This is a genomic window from Flavobacterium amnicola (assembly GCF_004122165.1).
GTDB lineage: Bacteria > Bacteroidota > Bacteroidia > Flavobacteriales > Flavobacteriaceae > Flavobacterium > Flavobacterium amnicola.
On sequence record NZ_SBKO01000002.1, the window covers coordinates 126,481 to 139,176 of the forward strand.

The 12,696-nt window shown below is 33.7% G+C and carries 10 protein-coding genes; 9 read left to right on the forward strand and 1 reads right to left on the reverse strand.

Annotation, left to right across the window (positions count from 1 at the left end; genetic code table 11):
* Nucleotides 1-200 precede the first annotated feature (200 nt).
* The 9 genes from EQG63_RS06095 (at nucleotide 201) to EQG63_RS06135 (ending at nucleotide 10,905) form a co-directional block, all read left to right on the forward strand.
* A complete protein-coding gene (locus tag EQG63_RS06095; RefSeq protein WP_129435471.1) occupies nucleotides 201-2,603 on the forward strand; it encodes an Ig-like domain-containing protein in 2,403 nt (800 codons plus the stop codon).
* Nucleotides 2,596-3,531, forward strand: a complete 936-nt coding sequence (locus tag EQG63_RS06100) for a PorP/SprF family type IX secretion system membrane protein (RefSeq protein ID WP_129435472.1) — start codon at nucleotides 2,596-2,598, stop codon at nucleotides 3,529-3,531. The genes EQG63_RS06095 and EQG63_RS06100 overlap by 8 nt, the downstream gene beginning before the upstream one ends.
* A gap of 121 nt (nucleotides 3,532-3,652) precedes the next feature.
* Entirely contained in the window at nucleotides 3,653-6,079 is a 2,427-nt protein-coding gene (gene pheT, locus EQG63_RS06105) for a phenylalanine--tRNA ligase subunit beta (RefSeq protein WP_129435473.1), read from the forward strand.
* Nucleotides 6,080-6,238: 159 nt separating this feature from the next.
* The gene (locus tag EQG63_RS06110; RefSeq protein ID WP_129435474.1) at nucleotides 6,239-7,000 is read left to right on the forward strand and encodes an SIMPL domain-containing protein; all 762 of its coding nucleotides are present in this window, start codon (nucleotides 6,239-6,241) and stop codon (nucleotides 6,998-7,000) included.
* 75 nt (nucleotides 7,001-7,075) lie between these two features.
* Nucleotides 7,076-7,678, forward strand: a complete 603-nt coding sequence (locus EQG63_RS06115; protein ID WP_129435475.1) for a Crp/Fnr family transcriptional regulator — start codon at nucleotides 7,076-7,078, stop codon at nucleotides 7,676-7,678.
* Between the two features lie 76 nt (nucleotides 7,679-7,754).
* Nucleotides 7,755-8,633 (forward strand): pirin family protein, encoded by an 879-nt coding sequence (locus EQG63_RS06120; RefSeq protein ID WP_129435476.1) that lies wholly within the window; start codon nucleotides 7,755-7,757, stop codon nucleotides 8,631-8,633.
* A gap of 11 nt (nucleotides 8,634-8,644) precedes the next feature.
* On the forward strand, nucleotides 8,645-9,526 hold the full coding sequence (locus tag EQG63_RS06125; protein ID WP_129435477.1) for a pirin family protein: 882 nt from the start codon (nucleotides 8,645-8,647) through the stop codon (nucleotides 9,524-9,526).
* 3 nt (nucleotides 9,527-9,529) lie between these two features.
* Nucleotides 9,530-9,928, forward strand: a complete 399-nt coding sequence (locus EQG63_RS06130; protein WP_129435478.1) for an OsmC family protein — start codon at nucleotides 9,530-9,532, stop codon at nucleotides 9,926-9,928.
* 122 nt (nucleotides 9,929-10,050) lie between these two features.
* Complete coding sequence (locus tag EQG63_RS06135; RefSeq protein ID WP_129435479.1) at nucleotides 10,051-10,905, forward strand: TolB family protein; 855 nt, start codon at nucleotides 10,051-10,053, stop codon at nucleotides 10,903-10,905.
* Nucleotides 10,906-10,942: 37 nt separating this feature from the next.
* On the opposite strand, the gene EQG63_RS06140 is transcribed toward EQG63_RS06135, so the two are convergent.
* The gene (locus tag EQG63_RS06140) at nucleotides 10,943-12,559 is read right to left on the reverse strand and encodes an ABC-F family ATP-binding cassette domain-containing protein (RefSeq protein ID WP_129435480.1); all 1,617 of its coding nucleotides are present in this window, start codon (nucleotides 12,557-12,559) and stop codon (nucleotides 10,943-10,945) included.
* Between the last annotated feature and the right edge of the window lie 137 nt (nucleotides 12,560-12,696).

Sequence of the window (12,696 nt, forward strand, 5' to 3'; positions counted from 1 at the left end):
AAAATAACTTTTATCTTTACCAATCTTAATAAAATGATGCACGCATAGGATATGAAAATTTCATATAATTGGTTAAAACAGTGGGTAAAAATAAAAGGATTACCTGGCATGCAACTTTTATATTAAAAAAATAAACCATAAAACCAGACTAAATATCATTTAAAGAATTACATTTGCACCCAATTTTCCCAAAATCATTTATGTTTAATTACAAACCCTATTTTATTTCCTTATTCTTCTTTTTAGGAAATTTCATTTTTGCACAGAGTTCTTGCCCTAATTCTGATTTTTCAAATAGTGATTTCACTAACTGGGAAGGATACAATGGTAATTATCAAGATCCTGGTTTAAATGTCGGATTTATTCAAGGCAGACACACAATTATTACCACCAACACTTTAGATCCAAATACTTGCAATAATCTAAATACCATACCCACAGGAAGTAGTTATTCCGCTCAATTAGGAAATAGCAGTACTAATGCTGAAGCAGAAAAATTAATCTACAAAATTAATGTTACTCCTCAAAACTCACTTTTTATTTACAAATATGCTGTTGTTTTGGAAGACCCCTTCCATTTACCTGAAGAACAACCAAATTTTGATGTTAAAATTTTAGATGCAAATGGAAATACAATCGATCCAACTTGTGGTGCATATAACGTTTATGCAGGTCAACCTGGTCAGAATTTCCAATCGTGTGGTATTGTTAAATGGTTACCTTGGAACACTGTAGGGCTAAATCTTACACCCTATATTGGAAATCAAGTATCGATAGAATTTACGACAAGAGATTGTAGTCTTAGTGCTCATTTTGGATATGCATATATTGCGGCTTATTGTAGTCAATTAAGAATTAATGTAAAAACATGTACAGGTGATCCAAATATTGTTTTATCGGCACCTCCAGGATTTGCTACTTATTCATGGAGTTTTCAAGGAGTTCCAGTAGGAACAGCAACGCAATCAATTACGGTTCCACAAGCATTATATCCTGTGGGAAGTATTTTTGATTGTACTATGACGTCTTTCAGTAATGGAAGTACTTGTCCTGCTCAAATACAAGCAATAATATCAGATCCTGCTACTATAATGCCAAATTACAATTATACATTTAATTGTGGTAATAATTCTATTCCAACAGCGAACAATCCTATTCAATTTAATGATTTATCCACAGCAATCAATAGTACAATAACAGGTTGGCTTTGGGATTTCGGTGATGGCACAACTTCTACACTTCAAAACCCATCTCATGCTTTTGCTACACAAGGAATCTATACAGTTACTTTAAATGCAATCTCTGAGTCGGGTTGTTCAAAATCAATTGCGTTAGCCCCTATTACTATTGTAAATAATACAGTCCCAACTCCAACGGCTAGTGACAATCAAGTATTTTGTATCAATGATAATCCAACAGTTGCAGATTTAACAGCTAGCGGTACTAGTATAGGATGGTTTTCAACACCTGCATTAGGAACAGCGCTTACCCCAAATACTCCATTAATAAATGGAGCTACTTACTATGCTGAAAGTGTTATAAATGATTGTTCTAGTAGTATACGTAAACCCGTTGTTGTAACCATTTTAAATGCGTCTCCAGCGCCAACAGGCCCATCCCCACAATCTTTTTGTGCAAATGACAAGCCAACTCTAAATAATTTAATTATTAATGGTGTAAATATAAAATGGTATAATTCTATTACTAGTAATAATCCGTTAACTTTAAATACCCCTCTTTTAAATGGCACTTACTATGCAACTCAAAATACAATTGGATGCGAAAGTAGTATAAGAACTGCCATTCAAGTTCAATTAGTAGATCCAAAACCAATTGGAAATACTTTTCAAGAATTTTGTAAAATCGACAATCCCCAAATATCTGATTTAATTATTACTGGCAGTAATATTAAATGGTATTCTAGTCCAACTGGAGGAAGTGTTTTACCTCCAAACACATTTCTTAGGAGTAGTGATTATTATGCCTCTCAAACGGATATTAATAATTGCGAAAGTTTAAGTAGACTCAAAGTTACAGTAAAATTGAATGATATTTCAGCTCCAAACTCCATAGCAATACAAGATTTTTGTATAGAGTCAAAGCCACTATTAAGTAATATTAAAATTTATGGAAATAAAATAAAATGGTATACATCATCTACGGATTCTAATATGTTACTATCAAATACTCCAATCATAAATGGAAATACCTACTATGCTTCACAAATAGATCCTGTTTCAAAATGTGAAAGCTCTACTAGAACAGCTGTTACAACTTACTTATATCCATGTGATTTAAATGTGTATAATACTATTTCACCAAATGGAAATGATTTGAATGATAAATTCATCATTAAAAACATTGAAACTTTTCCTGAAAATAAATTAGAGATTTATAATCGTTATGGTGAATTAGTTTACAAATCTAATCGCTACGGTATTGACTCTAATTATTTTTATGGATTTGCTAATAAAGGATTAATCTTTCAAGATGGCAATAAACTACCTACTGGTACATACTACTACATACTAAATTATCAGAGAGAAAGTTTAGAAATTAATAAAACAATAAAAGGATTCCTTTATATTAATAATAATGAATAGATTAATTTTAAATTTTAGTATTTATATAGCGCTAAATATTTTTACAGGAAATTCTTTGTTTGGTCAAAATGATGCAAAATTAAGCATCTTCAATTATAATACATTAATTTACAATCCAGCATTTGCAGGATCAAATTATGGACCTGACGTAACGGGTATCTATTCAACTCAATGGATGGGTTTTGAAGGTGCTCCTGAGACACAATTTCTATCAGCACATACAATGTTTAACAATAAAAATGTTGGCATTGGATTGAGTTTTTTGAATGATAAGGCAGGACCTATTAAACAACAAAATATTGAAGGAAATGTTTCCTATTTTTTAGAAGTAAATAGAAAAGTGACTATTTCTGTTGGTATTAAAGCTGGAATTAGAAACTTTAATGCAGATTTAAAAAATTTAGTGGTTCTTAATCCACAAGAACAAGCTTATAACACCGGAAATATTTATGATATGAGTATGATTTTAGGAATTGGCACATACATTTTTACCGATAATGCTTTTGTAGGCTTTTCAGTTCCTAGTATATTTAAACAAAAATATTATAATGATAAATTCACTGCTGTAGTAACATCTGAAAAACAATATTACTACATTAATGGTGGCTATAAAATAGATATTAATCAGGACTTTATCTTTACCCCAGCATTTATTACTCGATTAACTGCTGGAGCACCGATAAGTACATTAGGTTCTTTAAATCTTAAATGGAGAGAAAAAGTAGCTGGAGGTTTAAATTTTGAATTAAATTCAAGTATTGGTGCCTATTTTGCAATTGAAGCATTGGAAAATTTTAAAGTAGGCTATTCCTATGATACTTCAATTAATAATTCTATAAAATACAATAGTGGAAATCATGCTATATTTTTAAAATATAGTATAATAAATCCTGATAGTGGCAAAAAGTGTTCATGTAACTTGCTTTAATAACTCGATATTAATTTAGAATTTTACATATAGTTTATTCAAAATGCTTCAATTTGAGGCATTTTTTATTGAAATAACTTTTATCTTTGCCAATCTTAATAAAATTATACGCACATAGAATATGAAAATTTCATATAATTGGTTAAAACAGTTTATAAAAACAGATTGGGATTCCGAAAAAACAGAAGGATTGCTTACAGACCTTGGTCTTGAAGTCGAAGGAATTGAAAAATACCAATCCATTAAAGGTGGACTTGAAGGAGTTGTTGTTGGTCACGTACTAACTTGTGTTCAACATGAAAATGCCGACAAACTAAAAGTAACTACGGTAGATTTAGGCGATGGAAAACCTGTTCAAATTGTTTGTGGTGCTAGTAATGTTGGGGTTGGACAAAAAGTACCTGTGGCTACTATCGGTACTAAATTATACGATAAGGAAGGGAATTCATTTGAAATCAAAAAAGGCAAAATTCGTGGAGAAGAAAGCCAAGGGATGATTTGTGCCGAAGACGAATTAGGTCTGGGTGAAAGTCACGACGGAATCATGATTCTTGACGAAAAATTGCAGCCAGGTACGCCTGCCGCTCAAGTCTTCAATATTGAAAACGATGAAGTCTTCGAAATTGGATTGACTCCTAACCGTGCCGATGCGATGAGTCACTGGGGTGTTGCCCGCGATTTACGTGCTGGAATGATGCAACAAGGAATTAATGTTGAATTAATTACTCCATCCGTTACTTCTTTTAAAGTTGAAAAAAGAACCTTAAAAATTGACGTTAATGTTGAAGACAATAAGTTAATTCCAAGATATTGCGGAGTTACCATTTCTGATGTTAAAGTAGGAACTTCTCCAGCATGGCTACAAAATCGCTTAAAAGCAATCGGATTGACTCCTAAAAATAATATTGTTGACGTTACCAATTACGTATTACACGAATTAGGTCAACCATTGCATGCTTTTGATGCTTCTAAAATTCACGGAAAAGTTATCGTAAAAACTGCTGAAGAAGGAACTAAATTTACAACTTTAGATGATGTTGAACGTACATTAAGCAAAGAAGACATCGTGATTCACGATGAAAAAGGACCTTTATGTATTGCAGGTGTTTTAGGTGGAAAAAATTCGGGTGTGAATGAAAATACGACGACTATCTTTTTAGAAAGTGCTTATTTTAATCCAGTTTCTGTTAGAAAAACGGCAAAACGTCACGCCATCAATTCTGATGCTTCTTTTCGTTTTGAAAGAGGAATTGATCCCGCTATTACCGAATATGCACTGAAACGTGCTGCTATTTTAATTACTGAAGTCGCTGGTGGTGAAATGACTTCTGATATTGTGGATATTTATCCTAAAAAAATAGAAGACCATCAAGTATTACTTAACTTAGAAAAGGTAAACAAACTAATAGGTCAAACGATTCCAGACGATATTATTAAAAAAATATTAGTGTCTTTAGACATTAAAGTAAATAGTATTACAAAAGTTGGTTTAGGTTTAATTATTCCAGCTTACCGAGTAGACGTAACACGCGAAATTGATGTTATCGAAGAAATTCTTCGTGTGTATGGATACAATAATATTGATTTTACACAAAAGTTAAACGCAACTACCTCTCACTCTTCTAGAACAGAAGATTATAAAGTCCAAAATATTGTAGCTAATTTATTAGTTGGAAATGGTTTCAACGAAATGATGGCTAATTCCTTAACTTCACCTTCTTATGTGGCGTTAAGCGAACATTTGAACGAAAGTAATAATGTGATGATGTTAAATCCTTTAAGTAGTGATTTATCAGCCATGCGTCAATCGTTATTGTTTTCGGCATTAGAAGCGGTATCTTTTAATATCAATCGTAGAAATTCCGATTTAAAATTATTCGAATTCGGAAAAACCTACCACAAATTATTATCGGGAAATCAAGAAAATATGCATTTGACTTTAACGATGACTGGTGATAGAAATCAGGAAAGTTGGACAAACGTGCAAAAACCAAGTGATTTCTTTTTATTCAAAGGGTATGTGATTGGAATTTTAGAGCGTCTAGGGTTATCAAAATCATTAGTGAAAACTGCTTTAAAAACAGATGTTTTCTCAGAAGGTTTGACTTTAGAATTAGGAAGTTCTACTTTAGTGGAATTCGGAACTATAAAAAAATCGGTTTTAAAACATTTTGATATCAAACAAGATGTGTTTTTTGCAGATTTTAATTGGAATTCGATTCTAAAACATGTTTCGGCGAACAATATTAAGTTTACAGAAATTTCTAAATATCCTGAAGTACGTCGTGATTTGGCTTTATTATTAGACAAATCAGTGGAGTTTTCTAAAATATTAGAATTGGCTAATAAAACAGAGAAAGGTTTGTTGAAAGAAGTCGATTTATTTGACGTATACGAAGGTAAAAACCTTCCGGAAGGAAAAAAATCGTATGCCGTAAGCTTTATTTTACAAGACAATACCAAAACATTAACCGATTCACAAATCGACAAAGTCATGAGTAAGCTGACTCAAACGTTCGAAACAGAATTAGGAGCGAGTTTGAGATAGAAGTATAAATTGTACTTGTCACCTCAAGCGCAGTCGAGAGGTTGAATAAATAACTAAAAGGGACAATTTTGTCCCTTTTTCTTTGTTAAAAAATAATTGAAAAGCTAGTAGATTGGAATAGATTTTGTACTATATTTAGTAAACTAAAAAATTAGGGATATGGATGACAAAATCAAATCAGCATTAATTTATGGAATGGCCATTGTACTTACAGGCTTTTTGTTAGGCATGGCTTTTAAAAACAGAAACGAAAACCTCGATTCTATTTCAGTTATTGGTCTTGGAACAAAAGATTTTGTCTCCGATGAAATTCTATGGTCAGGAAGTTTTACAACTAAAAGTTATGACATTAAAGAAGCCTACAGTAAAATTACTTCCGATCAAAAAATTGTATCCAACTTCTTTATTAATAAAGGATTCAGTGCTAGCGAATTTACTTTTGGAGCTGTAAATTTTCAGAAGAAATTTCGTGAAGTACGAACCGAAGATCCAAACAATACTTACAACAACAAATACGAACAAGTGTTTGATGGTTATGAAGCCACACAAACCATTTCTTTTTCAGCGAAGAAAAACCCTGATTTAATGAAGCGTATAGAAGCGGTTTCTAGCAAAACTTCCGAATTGATTAATTCTGGAATTGAATTGGCTTCTAATTCGGTGCAATATACCTATTCTGAATTACCAAGTTTGAAGCACAGCTTGATTGAAAGCGCAACCAAAGATGCACGTGAAAGAGCTGAAAAAATTGTAAAACAAGGAAATGGCGATATCGGAAAATTAAAAAATGCCAGTATGGGAGTGTTCCAAATTACGGGTCAAGGTTCTACCGAAGAAGATAGTTATGGTGGTATTAATGATACCTTTAGCAAAAACAAAACGGCTAGAATTACGGTACGATTAGAATACGAGTTAAACTAATTTATACTACACAAACTCAACTCCTGTTTATCAGGAGTTTTTTATTTTCATTATCTTTGAGAGAACAGTATAACAATGACGAACGTATCCATTTCTTTTACCGAATACCTTCAAACCAAGGCAGGAATTACAGACGAACAACTGTTGCAATTAAATGACGCTATTCAATCAAAAACGATTGAAAAAGGAAGTGTTTTATTACGTCAAGGTGAAATTTGTTCTCATTCCTTTTTTTTGGAAAAAGGACTACTCCGCTCCTACACTATTGATGCTGCAGGGAAAGAACATATCATTCAGTTTGCTTCCGAAAGTTGGATCATCAGTGACCGAAGCAGTATTTTTTTTAACGAACCTTCCGATTTTTATATTGATGCCGTAGAAGATTCTACGTTAATTCTAATCGATCAAAACTTTATCAACTTAGCATGTGAAATCAGCGTTTCTTTTCGCTTATTTAACGATAGAGCTTTGCAAAATCACATTCGGCACTTACAAAAAAGAATTAATTTATTGCTTGGAGCTTCTGCAGAAGAGCGTTATTTGGATTTCATCAAACTCTACCCCGATATGCTTTTAAGGGCTCCACAGTGGATGATAGCGTCTTATTTAGGGATTACACCCGAAAGTCTAAGCCGCGTTAGAAAGGAACTGGCAAAACGAAATTTCAAACCGTATTGATTTCTTATCATACATCAATGCATACGAATTCATGTCGTAGTAATTTTGTTCTATAACTTTTAAAAAAGGAAACACAATGGCAACAAAAAACATTGAATTAGTAGCCACACCTAGAGCACCTCATTTTGTAGGCGATGGCTTTAGAGTACACAATTTTATCCCAAGTGGATTTCGTTTGGATATGGAACGTATGAGTCCGTTTATCATGTTAGATTACAATTCAAAATATAATTTTCCACCTTCAATCGTTCCTAAAGGAGTTGGCGTTCATCCTCACAGAGGTTTTGAAACCGTAACCATTGCTTATAAAGGAAAAGTTGCACACCATGATAGTGCTGGCGGTGGCGGAATTATTGGAGAAGGAGATGTACAATGGATGACTGCAGCCTCAGGAGTTTTACACAAAGAATATCATGAAGAAGAATTTAGCAAAACAGGTGGGATTTTTCAAATGGTGCAATTGTGGGTGAATTTACCAGCCAAAGACAAAATGAGTCAACCGAAATACCAAGCCATAGCAAATGCAGAAATGGGAAGATACGAATTGGCTGATAATGCTGGATTTGTTGAAGTTATTGCTGGGGATTATAAAAAGGTGAAGGGGCCAGCTTCAACTTTTACACCAGTAAACATGCAAAATGCAAAGCTAAATTCAGGTGGGAAAGCCGATTTTTCGTTCCCTGCTCATTATAACACTGCATTACTGGTTATTGAAGGAAGTGTGAAAGTAAATGATACTGAAATTGTACCAACCGATCATTTTGTTTTGTTTGAAAATGCTGGAGAAGACTTTACCATCGAAGCGCTTGAAAATGCAATTGTATTGGTGTTGAGTGGAGAGCCTATCAATGAACCAATTTTTGCTCACGGTCCTTTCGTAATGAATACCAGAGAAGAAATTATACAAGCGTTTGATGATGTGAATTTGGGTAAATTTGGTTATCTTGAAGACTAATTACAGACAACATGTCAAACGTTAAATTAATCATAGAAGAGCGCGCTGCTAACATAGGAAACTTTTTGGTAGGGCGTCTTCTGCCTTTTAGGGAAAAGCGAACCGTTGGTCCTTTTGCTTTTATTGATCATATGGGGCCTGCTTATCTTAAAGAGTATCAAAATTTAGATGTTCCTCCGCATCCTCACATTGGACTTTCGACCCTCACCTATCTTTTTGAAGGAAGTATCATGCACAAAGACAGTTTGGGTACCGAAGTAGAAATTAAACCCGGAGCAGTCAATTGGATGACCGCAGGGAAAGGAATTGTGCATTCGGAAAGAACACCTCAGTATTTGAGAACTTCAGATAAAGTATTACACGGACTTCAAATTTGGGTCGCCTTACCCAAAGATTTGGAACAAATGGAGCCTTCTTTTACACATGTAGAAGAAGCGGATATACCGAATTGGACAGATAATGGACTTTCTTTTAAACTCATTGCTGGAGAAGCTTTCGGAAGAAAATCGCCCGTGCCAGTTTATAGTCCGCTTTACTTTTTGGAAATAAAAAGCACTCAATCGCAAAAAGTTTCGATTGGAAAGGATTTATTTGGAGAAAGCGCCTTGTACATTTTGGAAGGAAGTATTACAAGCGACGAAACTGTTTTTGAACCCAAGCAAATCTTAATTGCTCAAGATAGCAAACTTTGCGAATTTGAAATGGGTGAAAACACGACTGTTTATCTTTTTGGAGGCGAACCGTTTCCGGAGGAACGCATTATCTTTTGGAATTTTGTAGCAACCTCCAAAGCACTTATTGAAGATGCTAAAGAACGTTGGGAAAAACAGATTTTTCCTAAAGTTCCAGGAGAAAACGATTTTGTTCCGCTTCCACCACCTATAAAATTTTAAATTATGATAAAAATAACGGCACAAATTGGAAAAGAATTATACAAAACTGAAATCAAATCGGCTGTAAACACTATCATTGCAGATGAGCCGGTTGAAGCTGGCGGAAAGGATTTAGGATTTGCACCAAGAGAATTGCTTGCTTCGTCATTGGGTGCTTGTACCGCCATTACACTTAGAATGTACGCCGATCGAAAAGGTTGGGATTTGACAGATGCTAAAGTAGCAATCACATTTGAATGGGATGCCGAAAATTTGAAATCGGTGATCAAAAGAAACATAGCACTCTTTGGTACTTTAGACGATGCACAACGAAAACGATTATTAAAGATCGCCAACAGTTGCCCCATTCATAAAATACTGACGAACCCAATTGAAATTGAAACTTTATTAGGGAATGGGTAAGCAAAATATTTTTTCTGGCAATGAAAAAATATCATAAAATAATCACAACTTTTGTGATTATTTTTTTGTTTTGAAATAATTGTCACAATTTTTGCAATAGAAATCAATCAAAAACAATCAAAATGAAACAATTTATTATTGCCTGCTCCTTTTTCATTACAACCTTCGCATTTGGACAACTAAGGCAATTTGAACCCCTTCTTATTAGGGATAATGATGCCTTCGGTGTTACCGTTTCACCAGATGGAAATATGCTGCTTTATACAAAAGCTTATGGAGGAAGAGACTCTTTACGCATTTTCCAATCTCGAAAAATTAATAATGTATGGCAAAAACCGGAATTGGCCTTTTTTGCTGATCCAAAATACAAACAAATTGACCCAGCTTTCTCTCCAGATGGTAAAACTATATTGTACAATTCACTTGAAAATAAGGAAAATAGTTTTGATGTATTTGTGATTCATAAAACCAAAACTGGTTGGACTAATCCAGAAAAATTAACCGATGCTATCAATACCTCTTCAAGTGATTTTTATGCAACGATTTCAGCTAACAAGAATATTTATTTTACAAGAAGAACAAAAAGTAATGATATCTATGTGAGTTACTTTGTTGACAATAAATACCAAAGGGCTCAACTTCTTGACGGTCCTATAAATTCCGACATGAACGAATCCAATCCTTATATTTCACCAAAAGAAGATTTTATTATTTTCTTTTCAGATAAGACAGGTGGATTAGGTGATACTGACTTGTATATCAGTTTTAATAAAAATAACAAATGGAGTCATCCTATCAATTTGGGAAATAAAATTAATTCAGAAGTAAGTGAATTTTGTCCAAATATTGATGTAAAAAATCAACAGTTTCTTTTTTCGAGAACTAAAGTGATTGATGGGAAACGTGTTGAAAATATGTTTAGTATTCCTTTAAAAGATTTAAATTTAAAAGCAATGAAAAAGCTTGCCAAATGGTAAGAAAAAAAAATCCCGCTTAAAGGCGGGATTTTAAATATTAAGAATACATTTTCTTTCTCAATTCTTGAATCTTTTCATCTTCAAGGTATTCATCAAATGTCATGTAGCGATCAATTACTCCTTTTGGAGTGATTTCTAACACACGGTTGGCAACAGTTTGTGCAAACTCGTGGTCATGCGTAGTAAACAATACTGAACCTTTAAAGTTTTTCAAGGAATTATTAAACGCTGTAATCGATTCTAAGTCCAAGTGATTGGTTGGTTCGTCTAACATTAAAACATTAGCACGCAACATCATCATTCGAGACAACATACAACGTACTTTTTCTCCTCCGGATAATACACGACCCGTTTTTAAGGCTTCTTCTCCAGAGAAAATCATTTTCCCTAAGAAACCACGAACGTAAACTTCATCACGCTCTTCTTCTGTTTTTGCCCATTGGCGTAACCAATCTACTAATGTTAAATCGTTTTCAAAGAAACTGTGGTTATCACCTGGTAAATACGATTGATTTGTTGTTATTCCCCAATCGAAAGTACCAGCATCAGCAGTCATATTTCCGTTTAATATTTCATAAAAAGCAGTTGTAGCACGTGAATCTTTAGAGAAAACCACTACTTTATCCCCTTTTGCCATGTTTAAGTCGACATCTTTGAATAAAACATCACCTTCTACTGAAGCGGCCAAACCTTGAACATTTAATATTTGATCTCCGGCTTCACGTTCTTGATCAAATATAATAGCAGGATAACGACGGCTTGACGGTTTAATTTCACCAATATTTAATTTCTCTATCATTTTCTTACGAGAAGTAGCTTGTTTCGACTTGGCTACGTTCGCAGAGAAACGACGAATAAATTCTTCTAATTCGGCTTTTTTCTCTTCCGCTTTTTTGTTTTGTTGTGCTTTTTGTTTGGCGGCTAATTGTGATGATTCGTACCAAAAGGTATAATTTCCAGAATAATGGTTAATTTTTCCAAAATCGATATCCGAAACATGCGTACAAACAGAATCAAGGAAGTGACGATCGTGTGAAACCACTAAAACTGTATTTTCATAATTTGCTAAGAAATTCTCCAACCAACCTATGGTTTCAAAATCCAAGTCGTTGGTAGGCTCATCCATGATAAGTACGTCAGGATTTCCGAATAAAGCTTGCGCTAAAAGCACACGTACCTTTAATTTTCCTTCCATCTCACCCATTGGTGTATAATGGTAATCGGCTCCAATACCTAAGTTCGATAACATTGTGGCAGCATCCGAATCGGCATTCCATCCGTTCATCTCTTCAAACTGTACTTGTAACTCCCCTATTCTATCTACTTTATCATCAGAATAATCGGCATACAAATCATCCATTTCTTTTTTAACCGCAAATAAAGTCTTGTTACCCATTAAAACGGTTTCCAAAACAGTATATTCGTCAAACATATTGTGGTTCTGATTCAGAACTGACATACGTTTGCCAGGCTCAAGAATAACACGTCCTGAAGTAGGATCGATATCGCCTGAAAGTATTTTTAAGAAGGTTGATTTTCCTGCACCATTTGCACCGATAATTCCGTAACAGTTACCTTGAGTAAAAGTTACGTTTACTTCGTCAAATAAAATTCGTTTACCAAATTGAACTGATAAATTAGAAACTGTAAGCATTTATTTATTTTTTAAAAAGTGTTGCAAAAGTAGAAAAAATAGTGGAGTTTTGAGCCAATACTTTAATATATCTCTAAGTTAACTTTAACTGTACATTAACAAGATTATATAAATTATAAAAATATATTTGTTTGTCA